The organism is Blautia sp. HCP3S3_H10_2 (genome assembly GCF_052122375.1).
Lineage (GTDB): Bacteria > Bacillota > Clostridia > Lachnospirales > Lachnospiraceae > Blautia_A.
The window spans coordinates 300,164-321,770 of record NZ_JBQKCL010000001.1 but is presented as its reverse complement, the minus strand read 5'-3'; the positions used below and the strand labels follow the sequence as shown (position 1 = coordinate 321,770).

General features: G+C 42.4%; 17 protein-coding genes. 1 reads left to right on the top strand and 16 read right to left on the bottom strand.

The window, feature by feature from the left end; translation table 11 throughout:
* Positions 1 to 91: 91 nt before the first annotated feature.
* From ACTQWB_RS01440 to ACTQWB_RS01380, 13 genes are all read right to left on the bottom strand, one after another.
* Positions 92 to 1,765 carry a glycoside hydrolase family 13 protein gene (locus ACTQWB_RS01440; RefSeq protein ID WP_441500016.1) on the bottom strand — a complete coding sequence of 558 codons (1,674 nt, stop codon included), beginning with the start codon at positions 1,763 to 1,765 and terminating at the stop codon, positions 92 to 94.
* 41 nt (positions 1,766 to 1,806) lie between these two features.
* Entirely contained in the window at positions 1,807 to 2,649 is an 843-nt protein-coding gene (locus tag ACTQWB_RS01435; protein WP_441500015.1) for a carbohydrate ABC transporter permease, read from the bottom strand.
* A complete protein-coding gene (locus tag ACTQWB_RS01430; RefSeq protein ID WP_441500014.1) occupies positions 2,646 to 3,533 on the bottom strand; it encodes a carbohydrate ABC transporter permease in 888 nt (295 codons plus the stop codon). Before ACTQWB_RS01430 ends, ACTQWB_RS01435 begins: the two co-directional genes overlap by 4 nt.
* A gap of 102 nt (positions 3,534 to 3,635) precedes the next feature.
* Positions 3,636 to 4,913, bottom strand: a complete 1,278-nt coding sequence (locus ACTQWB_RS01425) for an ABC transporter substrate-binding protein (protein ID WP_441500013.1) — start codon at positions 4,911 to 4,913, stop codon at positions 3,636 to 3,638.
* 365 nt (positions 4,914 to 5,278) lie between these two features.
* Positions 5,279 to 6,289: a LacI family DNA-binding transcriptional regulator gene (locus tag ACTQWB_RS01420; RefSeq protein WP_441500012.1), complete on the bottom strand. Its 1,011-nt coding sequence runs from the start codon at positions 6,287 to 6,289 to the stop codon at positions 5,279 to 5,281.
* An 81-nt stretch (positions 6,290 to 6,370) separates the two neighbouring features.
* Positions 6,371 to 6,877, bottom strand: a complete 507-nt coding sequence (locus ACTQWB_RS01415; RefSeq protein ID WP_441500011.1) for a GNAT family N-acetyltransferase — start codon at positions 6,875 to 6,877, stop codon at positions 6,371 to 6,373.
* A gap of 152 nt (positions 6,878 to 7,029) precedes the next feature.
* Positions 7,030 to 9,183: a DUF4135 domain-containing protein gene (locus ACTQWB_RS01410; RefSeq protein WP_441500010.1), complete on the bottom strand. Its 2,154-nt coding sequence runs from the start codon at positions 9,181 to 9,183 to the stop codon at positions 7,030 to 7,032.
* 103 nt (positions 9,184 to 9,286) lie between these two features.
* Positions 9,287 to 9,562, bottom strand: a complete 276-nt coding sequence (locus ACTQWB_RS01405; RefSeq protein ID WP_441500009.1) for a hypothetical protein — start codon at positions 9,560 to 9,562, stop codon at positions 9,287 to 9,289.
* A gap of 172 nt (positions 9,563 to 9,734) precedes the next feature.
* Entirely contained in the window at positions 9,735 to 10,754 is a 1,020-nt protein-coding gene (locus ACTQWB_RS01400) for a response regulator (RefSeq protein WP_441500106.1), read from the bottom strand.
* Positions 10,755 to 10,815: 61 nt separating this feature from the next.
* Positions 10,816 to 11,229, bottom strand: a complete 414-nt coding sequence (locus tag ACTQWB_RS01395; protein WP_441500008.1) for a sensor histidine kinase — start codon at positions 11,227 to 11,229, stop codon at positions 10,816 to 10,818.
* Between the two features lie 81 nt (positions 11,230 to 11,310).
* Complete coding sequence (locus ACTQWB_RS01390; RefSeq protein WP_441500007.1) at positions 11,311 to 11,976, bottom strand: hypothetical protein; 666 nt, start codon at positions 11,974 to 11,976, stop codon at positions 11,311 to 11,313.
* A 688-nt stretch (positions 11,977 to 12,664) separates the two neighbouring features.
* Positions 12,665 to 14,611: an oxidoreductase gene (locus ACTQWB_RS01385; protein WP_441500006.1), complete on the bottom strand. Its 1,947-nt coding sequence runs from the start codon at positions 14,609 to 14,611 to the stop codon at positions 12,665 to 12,667.
* Positions 14,612 to 14,815: 204 nt separating this feature from the next.
* Positions 14,816 to 16,045: an L-lactate MFS transporter gene (locus ACTQWB_RS01380; protein ID WP_441500005.1), complete on the bottom strand. Its 1,230-nt coding sequence runs from the start codon at positions 16,043 to 16,045 to the stop codon at positions 14,816 to 14,818.
* Positions 16,046 to 16,621: 576 nt separating this feature from the next.
* On the opposite strand from ACTQWB_RS01380, the gene ACTQWB_RS01375 reads away from it, so the two are divergent.
* A complete protein-coding gene (locus ACTQWB_RS01375) occupies positions 16,622 to 17,152 on the top strand; it encodes a PadR family transcriptional regulator (RefSeq protein WP_441500004.1) in 531 nt (176 codons plus the stop codon).
* 29 nt (positions 17,153 to 17,181) lie between these two features.
* Here the strand turns inward: ACTQWB_RS01375 and ACTQWB_RS01370 are convergent, their stop codons facing one another.
* From ACTQWB_RS01370 to ACTQWB_RS01360, 3 genes are read right to left on the bottom strand one after another with little or no spacing between them, the layout of a single operon-like run.
* On the bottom strand, positions 17,182 to 19,071 hold the full coding sequence (locus tag ACTQWB_RS01370) for a DUF6020 family protein (protein ID WP_441500003.1): 1,890 nt from the start codon (positions 19,069 to 19,071) through the stop codon (positions 17,182 to 17,184).
* Positions 19,068 to 20,447, bottom strand: coding sequence for a 23S rRNA (uracil(1939)-C(5))-methyltransferase RlmD (rlmD, locus tag ACTQWB_RS01365; RefSeq protein ID WP_441500002.1), 1,380 nt, complete (start codon positions 20,445 to 20,447; stop codon positions 19,068 to 19,070). The genes ACTQWB_RS01370 and rlmD overlap by 4 nt, the downstream gene beginning before the upstream one ends.
* Positions 20,448 to 20,452: 5 nt before the next feature.
* Positions 20,453 to 21,400, bottom strand: a complete 948-nt coding sequence (locus ACTQWB_RS01360) for a 3'-5' exoribonuclease YhaM family protein (RefSeq protein WP_441500001.1) — start codon at positions 21,398 to 21,400, stop codon at positions 20,453 to 20,455.
* Positions 21,401 to 21,607 lie beyond the last annotated feature (207 nt).

The following is a 21,607-nucleotide window of genomic DNA, read 5'->3' as shown; positions in this document are numbered from 1 at the left end:
TATATCTGTTTATCAAAACCAGGTGCCTGAAATGTTCCTTATCGGAATGCATCCTTGCACCTGTTTTTTATACTATCATATTACGATGTTCCTATTTATAAAGCACAAATGCTTCATAAGGCTTCAACACGATTTTCCCTTCAAATACATTTCTCCCAAGGTTTGTAATCAGACACCGGGAAGCTTTGAATTCAGTCGGAACCTCAAACTCAGCCGGATACTCACTGAAATTGCACACTGTAAGAAGCCTTTCTTCGTCCAGTTTTCTCATATATGCAAAAATCCGGTCATCCTCGCGATATAACGGCTCAAACTGACCATATACAACAATATCCAGCTCTTTTCGAAGTGCGATCAGCTTCTGATAATAGTAAAAAATGGAATCCGGGTCTTCCAGCTGGCTGGCAGCATTGATTTCCTTATAATTCGGATTTATTTTAATCCATGGCTTCCCTTCTGTAAAGCCTGCATTTTCTGAAGCATTCCATTGCATCGGTGTTCTTGCATTGTCACGGCTTCTGAGCATGAGACATTTCATCATATAATCAGGACTCATAAGCCCGGCATCTGTCAGCTCCGTATAATACTGAATACTTTCAATATCCTTATAATCCTCCAGCTTATCAAAATAAGCATTTGTCATTCCCAGTTCTTCGCCCTGATAGACGTAAGGAGTTCCCTGCATCATATGAAGGCAGGTTGCCAGCATTTTCGCCGAACTCTCTCTGTAAGCCGGATTATCATTTCCAAATCTGGAAACGCATCTTGGCTGGTCATGGTTTCCAAGGAACAGGCTGTTCCAGGCTTTTCCCTGAAGCTCTTCCTGCCACTTAATCATAGTCTTCTTAAATGCCTTAAAATCATATCGGGCTGTGGTCCATTTGCCAAACTCCGCATGCTGGGCGCTATCCTCCACATGTTCAAACTGAAATACCATATTCAGCTCGCCCCTGTTTTCTCCAGCGTATTTCTGTGCCTCTTCAATAGTAACACCGGAAGTTTCACCGACTGTCATTATATCATACTTGGAAAGAACTTCACGGTTCATTTCCTGAAGAAATTCATGAATTCTTGGACCATGCACACAATATGGTCCGAAATCGCCATACAAGCCGCCTCTTACCTCTCCATCCGGAAAACTCTGGTCTTTTGAGATCATGCTGATCACATCCATCCGGAATCCGTCAATTCCCTTGTCACACCAGAATTTCATCATATCATAAACTTCCTGGCGCACTTTCTCGTTTTCCCAGTTCAGGTCAGGCTGTTTTTTTGAAAAAAGATGCAGGTAATACATCTGTGTCTCATTGTCATACTCCCATGCCGAACCACCGAACACACCGCCCCAGTTGTTTGGCTCTTTTCCATTTGCCGGATTTCTCCAGATGTAATAATCGCGATATGGATTGTCCTTGGACTTTCTGCTTTCCTGGAACCACCGGTGCTCATCTGAGGTATGATTTACCACCAGATCCATCAACACTTTAATTCCGCGGGCATGAGCCTTTGAAAGCAATTCTTCGTAATCCTCCATGCTTCCATAATCTTTATAGATTTTGCAATAGTCAGAAATATCATAGCCATTGTCATCCTGAGGGGATTCCAGCATAGGAGAAATCCACAAAACATTTACGCCAAGTTCTTTCAAATAGTCCAGTTTCTCTATGATTCCTCTGATATCACCAATTCCATCCCCATTGCTGTCATTGAAGCTTTTGGGATAAATCTGATATACAACACTTTCTTTCCACCAATTCTTCTGCATTTCCTAAAAGCCCTCCTGATTTTCCTTTACAGATTTTTTCTTTATTTCACAGCTCCTGCAACTACACCATTCATAATCCACTTCTGACAGAAAATATACACGATCAATACCGGAAACAGAACAAGCAGATAAGATGCAAATGCCAGGTTATAATCAACAGAGAACTGTTTCTTAAACACATACTGAGCAAGCTGTAATGTCTGCTGGCTCTCATCACTTAACAGTACCAGCGGCATGGTAAAGTCATTCCAGGTCCACATAAAGGAAAGAATCGCTACTGTAGCTGTAGTTGGCTTCAGAACCGGGAAGATGATCCGGGAAAAAGTCTGAATGGGATTTGCCCCATCAATCATTGCAGCTTCATCAAGAGCTTCCGGAATTGCCTTTACCGCTCCTGTATAAAGGAAGATATTCATTGGAAGACCAAAAATAACATACAGGAAAGTGATTCCAAAAATATTATCCAAATGGAACGTATTTGCCTGTACCACCAATGGAAGCATAATTACCTGAAATGGAATAAACATGGCGCTGATAAAGTAATAGTACATAAGAGAAAAGAATTTACTCTTCTTACGGTTTCTTGTGATCGCATAAGCTGCAAATGAATTGGTAATCAATGTAAAAAACAGATTCACTACCGTAATAAAAGCTGTATTAAAAAATTTCCTCGGAAAATCTGTCATTACCCATGCATCCACAAAGTTCTGAAGTCTGATTTTTTTTGGCCATGCCAGGATATTATTCATGTCTGCAGGATCTTTGATTGCGATCATCAGAGCCATATAAAGAGGCAGGAGAATCACCAACACAATCCCAATGATCAGAAGGATCGTAACAGGCCAGTTATAACGTTCTTTTACTTTTACTGTATTCTGTTTCATCCTAATTTTTCCTCCCTCTTCTCAAGTACACGCAGCTGGAACACAGAAATCAGTACCACTACGATGAAAAGCGTTACAGCATTGGCTGACTGGTAAGCAAACTGTCCGCCTCCAAAACCTTTCTTATAGATCAATACTGCAATGGAGGTAGTGCTTGTTCCCGGACCACCATCCGTCATAGCCATAATCTGATCGTAAACCATCAGATATCCCTTTGCTGAAAGCACCATATTAATGGTAAAAGACGGAGCAAGAAGTGGAAATGTAATTTTACTGAATCTTTTAAATCCGGTTGCACCATCCAGATCAGCCGCTTCATACACATCTGTGTCAATGGACTGAAGTCCTGCAATATAAATCAGAGTGTTAAACGCGCATCCAATCCACAAAGATACAGCAATGATTCCCCAGATTGCATTATTAGTTCCAAGAATATTCACGCTTAAAGCTTTAATTCCAAGAGTTTTTCCCAGCTGTGGAATCAAATTTGCAAAAATATAGTTAAAAATAAAACCTACGATCAGGCTTCCAAGCATATATGGAAGAAAATAAAAAGCTTTAATCGTATTTTTAAACTTGATTTTTGCATTTAATGCACATGCCAGGATCAGACTGATCACGTTTACCAGAATTGTTGTAATCACAGCAAATTTAAATGTAAACAAATATGCATTTCCTGTATCTGCATCAGAAAACATATGGATATAATTTCGAAGGCCTACAAAATTCCACTCTCCATATCCCCGCCAGTCTGTAAAGCTGTACATAACACCTTTTAAGAATGGTATGGTATGAAATATGAAAAAGAGAATTGCAAGAATTCCTACATAAATATAGTAAACCCGGTTGACAACAGTTTTTTTCCGTGGTGTTTTATTCTTCATGGGCTCCTCCCTCATTTCATTCACTTCATACAAGCAAAAGGTTTCATCTCCTATATGAGCTTACCCTTTTGCCTGTATCTTCTGGTCGGTCTGTCACATAAATCAGTCTACATTTGCAATATCATATTTCTCATCACTCTGTGAAAGGAACTGGTTTATGTTTTCTTCATTATCCATTCCATTTGTATAATTCAGACACATTTCAGTAAGAAGTGCAGACATATCAAATCCAGAGGGATAATAATGGTCTGGGAAGTTTGCCACCTTTCCGGCTGCAATGTCTTCTTTAACACCTGCTACTGTTTCCTCTTCCTGTTCTACGCCTTTTACTGCAGAAAATGCGAACTGATCTTCAATATACATCTGAGCATTTTCCGGTTCAAGCATAAAGGAAACAAATTCTTTTGCCAGTTCTTCATTGGTACTGTCTTTGCATACTCCGAGAAGTACATCCACACCAGAGGTTACATAATTCTGGGATTCAACATTGGAAGCCGGAAAGGCAAACATATTTACATGGATATCTGCGTTGGAGTTTTTGTACTGGTTGATTGCCCAGTTTCCATTGATGATCATTGCCGCTTCTCCATTTGCAAAAGCTTTGTTTCCATCATCATAGCTAAGTCCCATAAAATCATCCTGTGCATAATCAAGAAGCTTCAGATATTTTTCTGCAATTTCCTCATGAGTTCCAACGAATGTCGTCTTGCCTGCTTTACGGTCATCATTGAAGCCTTCCGGAGCAAGATCAGATGCAATACTGTTCCACGGGCAGTTACTTGTCCATGCATCTTTGTACGTCATAAGAAGGGGCTGCTCGCCTTCTTTTTTCAATTTATCCAGCACATCAATGAATTCATCCCATGTTTTTGGAATCTCAATTCCATACTTTTCAAATTTGTCAACATTGTAGATAACACCGGACGCATTTGTTGCATAAGGAATACCGTATGCTTTCTCTTCTTTATCTTTATTTACATCATATACCATCTGAAGATAAGACTCCTGGATGTTGGAAATATATTCCTCATCACTTAAATCCACCAGCATTCCTGCACTTTCCACTTCTGTGTAATTATTATCGCCCCCCATTGCTACAATATCTGGCATATCATTCTTTGCCATTCTGGTCTTTAATACAGTTCCTGCATCTGCCGGAGCGGTAATCTTGATTGTCACGTTCTCATGTGTCTCATTGAATTTGTCTACCAGTTTCTGAAGAATATCTTTATTCTCGGCCTTGCTGGAGAACAGTTCCAGTTCTGTTCCTTTGGAGCTGTCTTTTGCGGAAGCATCTCCATCAGCGGCGCCGCCGCATCCGGTAACTGTACCAGCCAGCAGTGTACCAACCATTAATGTGCATATAAGCTTCTTATTCATAATTCTTTCCTCCATCATTTTCTAAATGAAGTCTGCGCAGCACTTTTGTTTGTGAAAGCTTCCCCGGACACGTCTGTCCTGCTTCCCTTCGGTGGCTTCATAATATCGCAGCTTTCCAGTAAAATCAATAGGTTTCGCGAGAAACTTAAATTGTTGCCAAACTTTTATTTTTCATTTTGTGCAGGTTGTATAATTTATAAATGACGAAACCTTTTCATAAAACACAGCCTATCCTACAAGTTTCTCCAACTAACAAAATTTTCATGCACTTGCCAGATAAGAAAGAGTTCTGTTACACAAAAGCAGCCTGACCTTTTTACAGCCAGACTGCTTCAAAATAATGTTTCAAAAATATTTGAATTACACTAATTACATTTTACTGAATCTCTTTTTACAAGATAAACCGGACTTTTTACATTAAATTCCTTAAGCTGTTCCCCTGCCACCATTCGAAGCAGACGGCCTAATGCCAGATGCGCTTTCAGACCTACATCCTGGTGAACAGTAGTCAACTTAGGACGGACCATCTGGGCATAAATACTATCATCGTATCCGGTAATAGAAATCTGCTCCGGTACCTTGATTCCCTGGTCAAAAAAGAAATTCATCGCCTCAATTGCCGCATAATCCGAAGAAAATGCCACTGCTTTTACCTGCAAAAAATGTGGAAGAAGCTCTTTGTATTTCTGCAAACGATGCTTCTTTTCACCTGGTACAATGAGCAGACGAGTCCGGCTGCAGAATTTTCCATCTTTTTCCATCGCCTGCTTAAACCCCAGCCATCGGCTGTAATCGCTGTCAATATCCGTTTCTGCAACAAACAACGCCTTTTCATAACCGCAGGAATAAAGATAGCGTCCAATCTGGTATCCACCAGAGTAATCATCAACACCTACATTTTGGAAGAAATATTCTCCTTCCGGATAAGCATCTACGAGAACCATTTTCTTATTCAGCTTCCTGGACAATTTCCGATACCGTTCATCGTTATACCCAAGAATGATCAGTCCTTCCACGTTCCATCTGGACGCAATATCCACCACATTCTGGATATTTTCCCCGCCGATGAGCATAATATAATAGCCTTTCATTTCCGCTTCCTTCTGAATGGTTCCTACAAGCTCACCAACAAAAGAATCCTGGAGAGACTGCATTCCATGTGCCTTGGCAAATCCAAGCACAACACCGATAATTCTGGAGCCATGCCCAGAGAGCATAACAGATCCCATATGGGGCACATAGTTCTGTTCCTTCAAAATTGCCGTTATTTTGTCAATTGTTTCCTGGGAAACCCTTTTTGTATTGCCATTTATTACGTTGGATACAGTCGTTCTGCTTACTCCTGCCAGATCTGCGATATCCTGAAGCCGAATCATTTTTTCCCCCCTTATACATACTTGCAAAAATGGTTACTGTTCACTCCGTTCGCAGCAACACGCTTCGCGATGTACGTAAAATCATACTTTTATCTTTCTACTCATATCGTGCCATTCTTCCCCACCCCACACAGAGCCAGAGATTCCATCATCCGTATAACCCATTTTCTTATACATCTCAACTTTTGTTTCCAGACAGGTCAGATACAGGCACTCACGGCCCTTTGCCTGTTCCCTTTTCACGTACTGGTTCATGATCTCGCGGGCCAGTCCCTGGTGTCGATACTCTGGCAACACATCCAGTCCAAGAAGCATGATATTTTTACCATCTGGATCATTAAGACTAATATCTGTAAAAAACTCATCACGGAACACGGTTTCATTTGTTGCAACGCCATTTAAAAATCCGGCAATTTCCCCGGTTTCTTTATCAACTGCAACCAGAAACGTATCTGATGCATGAATCGTCCGCTCCCTCATATTCTTTGCAGAGCAAGCCTCATTTGGCGGAAAACAGATCTGCTCGATTTCCACCGCCTGCTCTGCCTCTTCTGGATATATATTTCTAAATTCATACTTTTCAATCATTTTTTCTACCTCTCATTTATTGTGACATACGGGTTAGCAAACATTTTCGTTTAGTCACACGCAAAAAAATACGAAAATGCGCTCACATAATTACATTGTACCAAACTGTTCGGGATAGGACAAGCGGGTTTGTGGTAAAGCTGACAATCTCATCATTTCAGCATTGCTGCTGTTACGATATAGCTGCTGTTTTTAGTCACATTCATTTTTTGACCCTTCAGGATTTCCATCACAAAGCGATAGGATCTTGTGTTTTGATCACTTATGGTCATTTTCATCATTGTAATCTCAGGACAATTTCGGATTGCCTCAAGCGAGGCACAAAGAGGAGCAACAATCCTTCCACTTCCAATTTTGCTTTGCGCCTCTGCTATCTGTTCTATTGACACCGTATTCACCCTTGGACGCGTAATCAGAGTGTATGCTTCAAGTTCCTTATCCCTTACCAAAACATTACTGATCTCCAGGTCCACATTTTCAACACTGTTTTTCAAAAAGCCTTCTGGATTTAAAGAGTTGGAAAAGTGATTTGAGGAAGACTTTATAAGCTGTTCTCTTATGCCGCTGCCCATTTTACAAAATGGAATACACTTTGAACCGTCTCTTAGCAGAAATTCCTTCATACGCAGAAGCTGCAATTCATCCATATGTCTCCAAATACTTTCTCCCACTGATACAGCGTAGACACTGCTTGTGTCATTCACGATGAACCCAAGCTTATCAAGGCAGGAGGTTACTGCATCATAATAAGGATGAGAGTGAACCAGATGCACACGCACATATTGGTCCATTTGAAGAACAATCTTTCGAATCAGATAGGAAGCATAGTTCTTTCTCCTTTTCTCTTTATCGGTATCAATATAGTTAAGAACCCACCCTGCATTTTCTTTATTCAGAACTGCATATGCCACGGGCCTATCATTATCACTGAGAAGAAATGCCCTGCCTGATTCAGAATCTGCCATTTTCATATAGTGATCAGCAAGTGGGCTATGCCATTCATTTGGAAGTATCATCATATATTGTAGCAAATACAATCTGTCAACCCGCAGCATTTCTCCATTCTCCTTTTCCAAATTCGGAACATCTCCACGAAGCAATGCGATCAGTTCCTCATCCGCAATTTCCTGTCCCAGACAGCTAAGTACTGTCCTAAGCGCTTCCACTCGTTCCTTACAACAGGCTTTTGAAAATAGAAGCTTCACCGAATACAGCCCCTGAAGCATTCTTGCATAGTCATTTGTATTTCTGAGAAGACAACGAAAAGAACAATTGGAAAAGCGTTCAAGATACGTTAAAAGATAAGGTTTATTTTCCATACAGCGATGATAAATTGCCTGAAATCCTGCATCAAAACAAGGTAAATACCCTCGAACATCCTCTCTTTTCCCTTCAATCAATGGCAGAATCGAATTTTTGTCTTTGTACAGCAAAGGGGACAGTTCATATCCCTCACTTCTTTTTGGTAAAATGAAGCTATAAAAAATAGAATATTGAAGATCTCTTTGAAACAAATCTACATTTTCCTTATTGGAGAAAATTGGAATTCCAAGGAAGGTCTCCAGATCAACAATCGCTGGAAATTCACCTTTTTCCAAAATATTTTCACAATGAAAATCGCAACTTCCAAACGCTTGAAAAATCGCACATGCCCCACCGAGACGGTAAAAGAATTTTTCGGCAGCTTCCTTTGTCCTGGCTGGTTCATCCACAAGGAATTCAGCATAGCCATAGGAACCAAAGTCCAAAGCCTTTGTCAGGATAAAGACATCTGGGAACAAATCTGATACAAGGTGGAAAAGCACCGTATCTGCTTCCATTTTTCTCGGTTTATAGAGAAATTTGCCATGCTCTGTGATAATTATACTAGTAAATCTTCCAGTCTGGTGCCGGTCTGCACCACTGCTGTCAAATTTAATGATCTTTCCAAAATCACTTCCGCTAAAGAAAGCATTCTGGATTTCCTGACGGTCTTTCCGTATCCGAATGAGCATTTCCTGCAGCGCATCCTCAAACTGCTTCGTACAAGTTTCCAATCGCTCACTTAATAGTGGTGATACATCAAATAACAGCTGCGGATTCCCCTCAAGCTTTTCAAGCAGGGAGCCTGCAGCCATTTTCTTTATCTCTTGTGTTGCAAGTGCTGTATTCCATCCGAGCATCGGGTTTATTCTTATCAATTCCTGCGTGTAAAGATAATCCAATGTGTTGGCAGCAATCTCACTGTATTCTCCAAATAAAAGAAGCCCCGCATAGAATTTCGCAGAACCCGAAAGAAGTTTTTGTTCGATCTTGTCATCATCCAAAAAACGCTCCTCCCATTTATGTACAAAATGGATCAGAACCGAATAATACTTCTTTTCTATGCAGCAGTCTTCCTTTGTTAAATAGTGTTTTGTTTTCACATTTTTACCATTTCTGGCAAGAGGCTCCGAATGTAATTACAGAGCCTAATACATCGTCTGGTTTCATCTTTCCACCTGCAATCTGCTCCAGCTCATCATCAGACAGCTCACCTGAAGCGGTACTTTTCTCAGTCAGGAATGCCTTAATCTCATCGAATGTTGCCTTGCAGCCATGTTTTTCGGCAAAGCTCTCGATTTCCTCTGGTTTCAGTGTAAGAAATTCCTTCTTCAATTCCTCACTTGCCATAACTTCATTGTAAAGTTCTTCAATTGTCTTCATTGCAATATCCTACTTAAAATTTCTCAGACACTCTCTAAAGAGAACTGTATTTAATTAATATCCCTTACTGACAAATTATAATACAAAAAAAGAATCTATTACGTTTCTACAGAACAAAATGCAAGCATAGGACACGAAATAAATGGGATTTCCCATCCGGCGCAATGATTTCTCAACTTGTTAATACTTTTTTCAGAATTTCAAGTAATTTCGGCACCTCAATAGGCTTTGCAATATGTCCGTTCATCCCAGCATCCAACGCCATTTGACGGTCTTCTTCAAACGCATTCGCTGTCATGGCTATGATCGGAATATTTGCCTTTGCAGGATTCTTTAATTTTCTTATTCTTCTGGTAGCTTCATAACCATTCATGCCTGGCATCTGAATATCCATCAGGATCAGATCATATTCACAGCCTTCCTGCTTTTCCATTTTGTCAACAGCTTCCGTACCATCTCTTGCCAGATCAATCACAAATCCATGAACTCCAAGAATTGCTTTTGCGATTTCCGCATTCAGTTCATTATCTTCCGCCAGCAGGATCTTTTTCCCCTGGAAGCTCTCGTCTGGAAGGAACTGTGGCTCCATAGTTTTTTTCTTCATATAAAATGGTTGTGATAAAATATCTCGGAATTCTGACAGGAACAATGGCTTGGAACAAAATGCCGTAACCCCGGCTTCTCTTGCTTCCTGCTCAATATCTGCCCAATCATAGGCCGTAAGAATAATAATCGGCTTCTTTTCTCCCACTACGCGCCAGATTCTCCGTACTGTCTCAATTCCATTCATATCCGGCATCAGCCAGTCGATTATATAGACTCCGAATTCATCTCCCATTTCCATGGCATCCTGGGCACGGATAACAGCTTCTTTACCGGAAATCGTCCATTCCGGCCGCAGACCAATCTCACGGAGCATCTTACTCACGCTGCGGCAGGCATCTGTGTCATCATCTGCCACCAGGGCACGCATTCCCTGAAGCTGCGGAATCTTCTCATAGCGGACTGCTTTTCCATCCAGCCCAAACCTAAGGGAAACAATAAACTCTGTTCCTTTGCCTTCTTCACTGTTTACCTGAATGGTTCCGCCCATCATATCCACTATATTTTTTGTGATTGCCATTCCAAGGCCGGTTCCCTGAAGGCCGCTTACCGTAGCCGTATTTTCCCTTGTAAATGCTTCAAAAAATATGCTCCTGGAATTCCTTACTCATACCAATTCCACTGTCTTTTACTTGGAATTCATAATCTGCCTAGCCCTCCAGTGCAGTCTGCTTTTCCACAACACGAAGACTGATAAATCCACCCGCAGGTGTAAATTTGATGGCATTTCCCAGAATATTTAACAAAATCTGGTGAAGGCGGAGGCTGTCTCCCACAATCGTTTCATTATATACATCTTCCGTATCAATAAAAAGCTCCAGCTGTTTCGCATTTACTCCTGCCTGTATGATTGTCCGGATATCATGTATCACATCAGGCAGAAATAATGATTTTTTCTCAATTTTGACTTTTCCGCTTTCAATACGGCTCATATCCAGCACGTCATTGATCAGGGACAAAAGGTGCTGACTGGAGGTCATAATTTTTCCCAGGTAGTCTTTTACCTGCTCTTTATTATCTATATGAGTCGCGGCAAGAGAAGTAAATCCGATGATTGCATTCATAGGGGTACGGATATCATGGGACATGTTATTCAAGAACGTAGTTTTGGCACGGTTTGCATGTTCCGCAGAGGCAAGAGCAATCTACAGTTCCTTCCTGTTCTGTTCCAGTTCCTGGTTCAGTGCCTGAATTTCTTCCATTCGCGCATTCATATGAACATTGTAAATACCTGTAAATTTCATGTTCGCCATATAAATTCCAAGTCCAAGCCCAATGATAGAAAAAAACATGGAATTGCCTTTATTAGTGGCATATACCGGATAGGCTGACTGATATTTGCCAATAAGGATCAGATAAGCGATCTCTGCCTGAGCAATTGCTGCTGCCAGTTCTACTGCATTCAAGGCATAAAGTAAAGGTGCAGACATCAGGAATACCAGGTATAAGGTGGTTCTCTCATGGATGCTGCCTTCCCCGATGGAGGAAAGAATGCCTACCCAGAGATAAAATGCTATGTATAAATAAGCTGAACAGTGTACGATCAGGCGGCTTTTTTTCAGCAGGGCGTTTGCAGCTGCCATACAGCCGAACAGTATGATTGCTAGAATGAATACCACTTTATTTGTATGTGGTACTTCTGAATACTGAAGGCTCAGACGTACAGTCAGAATCGCCATGCAGGCCAGAGACAGGATTATGATGCTTTTTCTGTTGGCCTCGTCTATTTCCGGAGCAATTGCCCGGTACTGCTCTTTTTCCAGGCCGCCATATAGACGGGTTTCTTTTACTTTTTTCAGAATTTTTCTCATATTTTATCCGGCTGGTTATCCTCTCTTTTTTATGTTGGTTTTTAAGTTTCAAAACTTTTTTAGTTCTGTTTTTATTATACGACAGCTGGCGGGGTACGTTAAATTGCTATTTAATGTGCTAATTATTGGTTTCCCGTACGCGGTCTGACAATGTATATTCACCGCCGTGCGGAGCAACGTTCCGGCAAGCTAATGACTAACTACGACTAAGACGCTCAGGAGAGCCTTCGCGCCTAAGTCTCCGTAAGTCATGGATCTCGCCTCCACTAAAACCGCTCCTGAAATGCACGGCTACGTGAATATACATTGCCAGACCGCTGGATACAGGCAAGGGGAAAATTCAAAAACTATCGTTGCCAACAAATTATAGGGAAACCAACGCACAAAGCCCCCTCCAGATAAAAAGTTCCTATATACCAGTTCTAGCCAGTACACAGCGTTCGGGCAATGGAGATTGCTCTAGCGAGCCATTTCAGGCGCGTTCTTAGCGTAGATGAAATCCAGCGCTTACGAAGACTTATGCGTGAGGGCTCTCCCGAACGCATTAGTCGTAGTTAGCGATTAGTTCATTGTAGCGTTGCGCCAGCGAGTGAGCAATCTCCATTGTCCGAATGCGTCTCTCCTGAAGGACTTTTAACACACAAAATAGCAAAAGGCACTCTGCCCAAAACAGAGTGCCCAACACTTTTTACGCATCTAACCCAGCGTGATATCCCATATAAATCGCATTTGTAATATTACTTGGACGGACGCAGTCCCCGATTTCACGAACTACCGGCGCACAATCACGAAGCTGATCCACAACACTCCTGTTTGCTCTCTGTCCAACTGCACAGATCACAGATTTTCCAGGAACCAGAACTTCCTTTCCATCTGCATCCTTACAGATCACACCATCTGCCGTGACTTCCATTCCCTGATACTGTGTATGTGCTTCCACATATTTGTCGATCATCTGCATTAGGATCGGACGATGACGGATGTTTGCATCTGGAGCAAGCTGCGGTCTCATCTCAACCAGGTGCACTTTTTTGCCCTCCTGTGCCAGATGGATGGCCGCCTCACATCCAGCAAGACCACCGCCAAGTACTACAACCGAATCGCCAACCTTTTCTTTTTCCAGATAATAGTTGTTCACCACAACTACATTGTCACCATCCATGCCTTTAAGAGATGGAACGATTGGATTGGAGCCAACAGCCAGAATCATCACGTCAGCCTTCTGTGCTTCGGCATACTCCGGTGTTACCTCAGTATTGCAGCGGATCTCAACACCAGCCTCTTTTGCCTGGGCTTCCAGGGAAAGTCCAAGCTGATACATTTCCTGTTTGAAATCAATTGCCTGCTCACATTTCAGGATTCCCCCTACTTTGTCGCTCTTTTCACAAAGTATAACCTTATGTCCACGAAGCGCTGCTGTCACTGCTGCCTTTAAGCCGGCTACACCGCCGCCAACAACCAGGACTTTTTTCTTCACAGCTGCCGGAAGCACCTCCGTACCTTCGATTTCTCTTCCGATCAGCGGATTAACTGTACATCTTCTAGTCTGTGTGGTAGGTCTTTCTGCCATACATGCAAAGCAGCGGAGACATTTCACGATCTTATCATCATTTCCGGAAACCACTTTCTGTGGAAGGTATGGATCTGCCAGAAGAGCACGTCCCATGTAAACCACATCAGCTTTTCCAGAAGCAATGATTTCTTCCATCTGCGCCGGATCATTTAATGCACCGATGGTCGCTACAGGCTTACTTACATGCTTCTTAATTTCCTCTGCAAGATAAACGTTCACACCATGCTCAGCAAACATGGACGGATGGGTTCTGAAAAATCCGAACTGATAAGAACCGGCAGATACATGGATCAGATCCACATATGGCTCTACTGCCTGGGCAATCCTTACACCCTCATCCAGGTCATAACCACCCTCAAACAGCTCGGAACCACTCATTCTGAACTCGATTGGGAACACAGGACCTACTGCATTGCGGACTTCCTTAAGTACCTCAATGGTAAAACGCATTCTGTTTTCAAAGCTTCCACCATATTCATCTGTTCTATGATTAAAGTATGGGGAAATAAACTGGTTCAGAAGCCAGGTATGTCCGCCATGGATCATGATCATCTCAAAGCCTGCGCGCTTCGCAAGGATTGCTGTCTCTCCGTAACGCTTTACAATATCAGCAATCTGCTCTTTTGTCAGAGCCGTCACTTTCATCCCATCTGGTCTTACTCCATCACTTGGACCATACTGTGTAAGCCCCTGCTTTTTATTCTTGTCTGCCATGTAGGTTCCGGCATACTGTCCGGAGTGAGAAAATTCTACACTTGGAACTGCACCATGTCTCTTGATGGCATCTGCTGTAAAAGTAAAGGCAGCAAGAGAACCAACTGTTGCAAGATCCAGGTGAAGCATGTGGGAACCATCTGTCTCGGGATGTACTACAAGCTCACTCATGGTTACAGCAGCTGCACCGCCTTTTGCGCGAAGCTCATAAAAAGCCTGTGTTCGATTTCCCGGAACACAGTCTTTGTCAATATCCGTTGCTCCGATGGGGGAGGCGAACATGCGGTTACGGAAGGTTACATTGCCTAATGTGATAGGCTGACATAAATGTGGATATTTTCTTTCCATAGTGAAATCCCTTTCTATAATAATTGGTAACTGTTCAGAGCCAAGCGGATTTATGTACAAAAGTGTGAATCATGCTTGCATGAATGAACACTTTTGCACATAAATCCATTTGGCGGATACGCCACACCGACGAAATGGGTCGCATTTTGGAGGTTGGCTCTGAACAGTTACAATAATTTTACTTGTATAGTTACATTAGCAACTTTACGCTTTCTTCTTTGCCAAAAAGCGGTACACAAAGGTAAGTACAAATCCAGCAATTCCAAAGGCACATGCCACTAAAAACGCCCCATGGTAAGTCCCCTCTGCCATATAGATATGTCTCATCGCAGAAGGCCCAAAGTAACCGGCTGCTGCCAGGCCAATGAACATGATTCCATAGTTTACACTATTATTCTTTGGTCCAAACTGGTCAGCTGTAAATCCCGGATATACGCCCATGAAGGATCCAAAGCTTAAACCAACCCCTGCGATTCCCATATAAAATGTTGTATAGCCACCCTCTCCAGTCATATACAGAAGCAGAAGCCCGATAATGCCCAGCACGCTTGCCACAGACAAGGTGCTGATTCTTCCGATTCTGTCAGATAACAGTCCCGCAAGAATACGTCCAGCTGCATTGAACACGGCAAGAACAGAAACAGCGGTACTTGCCATAAGTGCGGTCATTCCTACCATATTGGTAGCAACTGCTGACGCCTGTGAAATAACCATCATTCCACTGAATGCCCCGCAGGTAAATAACAGAAGCATTACATAAAACACTGGTGTTTTTATCATTTCCTTCCAGTTTTTATTTTCCACACCATTAGATGCTGCTGCCGGAGGTGTCCATCCCTCTGGAATAAAATCTGCCGGACACTGTTCCATAAAGAAAGAACATCCGCAGATAATAATAAGGAACGCTGCTCCTACAATTTTAAAAGCTGCCGGTGCATCTGTAACAGATACAATCTCCGTTACGATCGGCGGCAGGATTACAGAACCAAGGCCGTAAATTGCAGTGGTGATTCCGCCGATCAGACCTCTCTTGTCCGGGAAGAATTTCATACAGGTGCTGACTGCTGTTCCATAAGTCATGCCAAGTCCTAATCCGAAGATCAGGCCATAGGTAACCACCAGTGTTCCTACACTTGTTGCAAATCCGGAAGCGATCATTCCCACACCGACCATGATTCCGCCTGTAAGGATTACCTTCTTCGGTCCAAATTTATCATTAAAGTATCCACCTGTGATCATTGTGATCGGTCCAACTGAATTGGCAATGGTATAGACGATTGCAAGATCAGCTGTCGTTAAGGCTACGCCATTTCTGGCACTTAAGAACTCAGCCATGGAAGCTGCGAATACACTCCATACATAAATGGACCCCAGGCATAAATTGATAAAACAACATGCGATCAATGTTCTCCACCGTTTTCTGGTTAAGTTCATCTTGTCTCTCCTTTTCTCTGTTTGTTATTATTTTGTCAATGCTTGTTTATATTATCACATCTTTTTTCATATGTAAATATAGACATATAAATTGTTACATGTAATTTTTAACAATATTTTCACGTCTTTTTTAGGCACTGCTTACAAAATGTATTTCACTGACTGTTTTTAGATACTAAACGGACATGTCTGCGTACGCAGACATCACCATAAATCATAAGAAACACGCATTGCGAGTTTCTTATGATTATCGCGGCAGTCGCCAAGGTTTCGTGCAAGCACGAACTTTGGCTCGTTGCTCGCGTAAATGAAAGTCGATTGCTCCGCGCCTATGGCGCTCCCGCAATCGCCGACTGTATTCGTAATCCGGGCTATCGCCCTACTTACTCATACAGTCTAGCCTGTGCAATATCCATAAATCCAACATGCAAGCATGCTGGATTCATGGCTGCTGCACAGGACTTTCATAGTAAAACGTGTTAAAAAATGCATAGGAAAAGGTTGGAAATTTTTTTTAATATGATATGATAGTAACTGTCAGATCACAGAAATCTATCATTACGAAAGAGAATTTATATGAGAACATTAAAATACGCCATTCTTGGCCTTTTGAATCAAAAAGAAATGACCGGATACGATCTGATGAAGCAGTTCGAATCCACCTTATGCGAATTCTGGTCTGCCAAACACAGCCAGATCTACCCGGAATTAAAGAAGCTTACAGAAGAAGGCAGCATCACCTACAGACAGGAATCCTCTGATAATGGTCTGGAAAAAAAGCTGTACCATATCACCCCGGAAGGGCAGAAAGATTTCATGGCCTGGCTTTCCTCAGAAACCCCAGCCCAGCCCACTCCCAAAGATATCTCCCGGCTGAAGATTTTTTTCTGCAGCTGTCTTTCTCCCGAGGAACGGAAATTCATGCTGGAGGAACAGGTACACAGACACACTGCCCGTCTGAATCATCTGCAAAATAACCAAAAAAAATTCTCCCAGGTACCAGATAGCGCATCCGACGAATTCGGAGACTATCTGGTACTCATGGGAGCAATTATGCGTGAAGAAATGATGATTGAGTGGCTGAAGAAATCCATTTCACTGCTTTAATAAAGCAAGTGAAATGGATTACGTTCGTTCTATTGTGGAACACTGTTTTTTCCTGAATCCTTGCCATTCAGGAAAATTCCAACTAACAGTGGCATGGAATAAATAATCGGAAATGTATATCTTGGGTGTCCCATAGCTGCCGGTCCTACAAAAGTAACTGCCAGTGTCAGAAGCATCGGCAGTGCTGCCAGCAAAAGCTTTCCATTTTTGTCAAACAGGCTGTAGATACATATCGCAAGCAGCAAAAAGTCCATGATTCCCTGATTTACATAAAATCCGACCAATGGAATATCTGAAAACTTTTTATAATAAACACGTAAAAGCTTTTTCAAAATTCCTTCAGAATTTATTTTTTCATATACTTCTGAAAAATCCACAGCATCAATTTCGGCCAGCTTCTCCTTTGTACTGTCATAATATTTTATATTATCTGCCAAAGGGCTGAACAGACAATAATTCTGGTTCAGTGTTGCCCCTATAAAGGTCCCAGGATGCTTTTTCAAAAGACGAAACCAGGCTTTCCAGAACTGCTGCATATCTTCTTTGGAAGCATCATTCTTAAATCCCCATTTCACACCATCCATATTATAGGGGCGGTACTTTTCCCCGTATTCCAAAGGAGTATAAGACATAACCGCCTGTATATCCTGAATTTCCTCTTCCGTAAGGTCTTCGCTGTTATTCAGCATATACCTGCCGATCTGCTGAAGAGGAACGGCCAGCATTGCTCTGGCGGAAGTATGGGAAACGTTATACTTTTTGTACAGTACAGACTCATTTACCTTACCAGCACAAAGTGGGATCAGTAAAACTGCAAGGATCAATGCAGTTACCTGGATTTTCTGCTTTCTTCTGATCAGCAGGTAAGCTTCTCTTAGTCCTATAAAAAGGACAGTAACGGTCACCACATAAATTCCATTATGTCGGAAAAACATCCCCAGAACTGCAAGCATTGTCAAAACCGGATGCTTCCAGCTGCTTATGTAATGCTCTTGCTCAAATAAATACCAGATCAGCTCAATGACCAGAAGAAGTATAAATGCACAGTAGAATATATCTATAAGAAATACAGTAGCATATCCTGCATAAACCGGTGCAACGGCAAACAGTACAAGAGAAATCCATCTCAGCCATCCTGGTGCCCCGAATTTCTTCAGGGTGTCAAGCAGATAGGAAAGTACCAGCAATAGTACTCCCCCCTGCAGCAGGATCAATAAAAATAGTCCGGCACTTACACTGCCCATTCTGCTTCCAAGGTCAGCAAATCTTCCCAGAAGCTGCGTATAAATAATCGGATGCTGTGTGGTATAGGAAGCCATTCCATAATACTGGTATAGACAGGTAATACTGTCCACAACTGTAACCCCCGGATAGCGGACTGCAAACTGCGGTATCCAAAAAGCAGCTATAAAAATACCATTTTTCAGGAAACTGTTTTTTTCCATCATAAAAGAATCCATGCGCTTGAAGGTTTCTTTCCACCTGGAATGGTTTTGCAGATAGGCTCTAAGGACTCCGAGGCAGGCTGCCAGCAGATAAAAAAATATCACACCTCCGACAAATACAATGGCAAATTTCAGGACTGAACCACATCCTCCTCCGAAAACATCTCCAAAATCAATTCTGGCTCCATTTCTTTCTCCAGAAGCATAAAACACTCCCATCACCGAAGCAAAGGAAAAGAAACCACATACTATAAACATCAGGAGAAAAAATCCCGTCTTATATCTGGCCTCAATTCTATGAACAACCAGATAATAAAATACACAGGATACCAGGAAAACTCCGAGACCGATAACAGCCTTTCTTTTTCCATTCCAGAATATAATCGAACCTGATTTCACTGTAAAAGTGAAAAAAAGACTGGTAAAAAGCGCATATATAGCAATTGCAAAATTGCTTTTTAATATTTTTTTCACTGCGCTTTGGCTCCTTTCTTCTTTTCAAGCTTCGCCACAGTCTCTACCGAAACCGTATTCGGGAACATATCAACCGGGCAGACTTGCTTCAATTCGTAGCCTCTCTCACAAAGGTACTTCAGATCTCTTGCCAGTGTGGCACTGTCACAGCTTACATAGACCACACGCTCCGGTTGCATTTCAATAATCGTAGCCAGCAGAGTCTCATCACAGCCCTTTCGCGGCGGATCTACTACGATCACATCTGCACGCTCCCCAGTGCGGGCATACTGCTCTGGGAGTACTTCTTCCGCTTTTCCGACGAAAAATTCTGTATTGTCAAACCCGTTCAGCCGTGCGTTCTCTCTGGCATTCTCAATAGCTGCCGGAATGATTTCCACGCCTCTGACCATCTTCGCTTTCTGCGCCAGGAACAGGGAAATGGTTCCGATTCCACAATACAGATCCCATACAGTCTCATCCCCGGAGAGTCCTGCATATTCCAGAGCCTTTGCATAAAGCCGCCCTGTCTGGTATGGATTCACCTGGAAAAAGGACAATGGTGAGATCTGATAGGAAATCTCCCCGATCTTATCTGTAATATAAGGCTGTCCCCAGAGCAGACGTACCTTTTCCCCAAGGATCACATTATTCCGTTTCTTATTTATATTTACCATTACGCTGACTGTCTGGGGAATCTCCCGAAGAGATCTCACAAGAGCTTCTTCGCCCGGAATTTTCTCCCCATTGATGATCAGACAGACCATCATCTCATCGGTAAAAAAACCGTAACGGATCAGTACATGACGCACCAGTCCTTTGCCCGTGTTTTCGTCATAAGGCTGGATATGATACTTCTCCATATGGGCGATCACACGATCCAGAACCTCTTTGTTCTGTGCGACTCCAAGCGCGCAGTCACGATTCTCGATGATACTATGCGTGCGGCCAGCATAAAATCCGGTAATGATCCTGCCATCCTTTGATCTGCCAACAGGAAACTGCGCCTTATTTCTGTAATGAAATGGCTGCTCCATTCCCAGGATTTCTTCCATGGGAAGATTGGTAAATCCGCCGATCCGCTCCAGATGTCCCCGTACCTTGGCAGTTTTAAATTCCAGCTGCTTCTCATAAGAAAGAGCCTGCAGCTGACAGCCACCACATTGTCTTGCAAACTGGCACCTTGGCTGTACACGGTCAGGAGATGGAGTTATGATCTCCTCCAGTCTTCCATAACCGTAATTTTTCTTCGCTTTCATGATCTTTGCGCGAACTGTGTCTCCGATCACAGCATCTTTGACAAAAACGGTGAAGCCATCAGCCTTTCCGATACCTTCACCGTCAATTCCGCAATCTTCAATCTCTAACGTAACAATATCATTCTTACGATATTCCATAAAGATTACCATTCTCCTGTCTTTCTTAAGTTTGATTCAAACAATCTGTTAAATCCAAGCCAGTCTTTCTTACTCTTATCAGCTGCGAAAATCTCTGTAAGAGTCTCCATACGAGCATCTGTATTATCTGCCAGATTCAGGGCAACTGCCTCTACCATGGCCGGCTTCTTCGGAGAACCATATTCCAACTCGCCGTGATGCGCCAGAATACAATGTACCAGCTGGTTCTCCAGATCCTGTGGGAAATCCGGGATCTCCTTCGCCAGATCATGGATCATCTGCGCACCGATCACAATGTGTCCCAGAAGCTGCCCCTCATCTGTATAATCATTCAATGGGAAAGAGGAAAGCTCTCTCGTCTTGCCCACATCATGGAGAAGCGCTGCTGTGATCAGCATGTCACGCTTGATCACCGGATAAGCGCCAGCCATATAATCGCAGAGCTTTGTAACACTTAAAGTATGTTCCATCAGCCCTCCGACGAATCCGTGATGTACCGTCTTCGCTGCGGAATGCTCTTCAAAGGCTTTCAGAAACTCCTTATCCTCTACAAATAATTTCTTCAGAAGTGTGTTCAGATAAGTGTTCTTAACCGTACCGATCATAGCTACAAGCTGGGTATACATATCATCTGTGCTATTCTCACTTACCGGAAGATAATCTGCCGGATTGTACTCACCCTCTCCCGCTTTGCGCACACGCTTGATATTCAGCTGCATGGCTCCTGCGAAGCTGGTCACATCTCCCATGACTTCAATATAATCCAGTGCGTCAAAATCATCGATTCCAAGGGAATTGGGATCCCAGATCTTGCCGTCCATCACTCCAGTCTTATCCTGGAGAATAATATTTTCATAAGGCTTTCCGTTCTTCGTCACAGCCGGCTGCTTCTGCTTGCACAGATAAATGCCGCTGATACGGTCACCTTCGTGTAACTCGTTTAAAAAACGCATATATTCCTTCCCTTTCTAAAAATGGATGTAACTTGTTTGCTTAAAGAATCCAAATCTTTTATATCATAGCAAATATTTATGAACATTTTATGAATATTGCCCCACTTTTTCCTTTTCAAGTTCCTGTAAATCATGTACAATAAGGGGTGCAGTAAATATTGTTTACAGATTTGTAATTTAACAAATTATGTTGTCTAGCCTGTGCGA

Bases quoted from the DNA above. Each gene is read 5' to 3' on its own strand.
- ACTQWB_RS01440 (WP_441500016.1), bottom strand. From the start codon at position 1,765: ATGCAGAAGAATTGGTGGAAAGAAAGTGTTGTATATCAGATTTATCCC.
- ACTQWB_RS01435 (WP_441500015.1), bottom strand. From the start codon at position 2,649: ATGAAACAGAATACAGTAAAAGTAAAAGAACGTTATAACTGGCCTGTT.
- ACTQWB_RS01430 (WP_441500014.1), bottom strand. From the start codon at position 3,533: ATGAAGAATAAAACACCACGGAAAAAAACTGTTGTCAACCGGGTTTAC.
- ACTQWB_RS01425 (WP_441500013.1), bottom strand. From the start codon at position 4,913: ATGAATAAGAAGCTTATATGCACATTAATGGTTGGTACACTGCTGGCT.
- ACTQWB_RS01420 (WP_441500012.1), bottom strand. From the start codon at position 6,289: ATGATTCGGCTTCAGGATATCGCAGATCTGGCAGGAGTAAGCAGAACG.
- ACTQWB_RS01415 (WP_441500011.1), bottom strand. From the start codon at position 6,877: ATGATTGAAAAGTATGAATTTAGAAATATATATCCAGAAGAGGCAGAG.
- ACTQWB_RS01405 (WP_441500009.1), bottom strand. From the start codon at position 9,562: ATGAAGACAATTGAAGAACTTTACAATGAAGTTATGGCAAGTGAGGAA.
- ACTQWB_RS01395 (WP_441500008.1), bottom strand. From the start codon at position 11,229: ATGAATGCAATCATCGGATTTACTTCTCTTGCCGCGACTCATATAGAT.
- ACTQWB_RS01390 (WP_441500007.1), bottom strand. From the start codon at position 11,976: ATGAGAAAAATTCTGAAAAAAGTAAAAGAAACCCGTCTATATGGCGGC.
- ACTQWB_RS01385 (WP_441500006.1), bottom strand. From the start codon at position 14,611: ATGGAAAGAAAATATCCACATTTATGTCAGCCTATCACATTAGGCAAT.
- ACTQWB_RS01380 (WP_441500005.1), bottom strand. From the start codon at position 16,045: ATGAACTTAACCAGAAAACGGTGGAGAACATTGATCGCATGTTGTTTT.
- ACTQWB_RS01375 (WP_441500004.1), top strand. From the start codon at position 16,622: ATGAGAACATTAAAATACGCCATTCTTGGCCTTTTGAATCAAAAAGAA.
- rlmD (WP_441500002.1), bottom strand. From the start codon at position 20,447: ATGGAATATCGTAAGAATGATATTGTTACGTTAGAGATTGAAGATTGC.
- ACTQWB_RS01360 (WP_441500001.1), bottom strand. From the start codon at position 21,400: ATGCGTTTTTTAAACGAGTTACACGAAGGTGACCGTATCAGCGGCATT.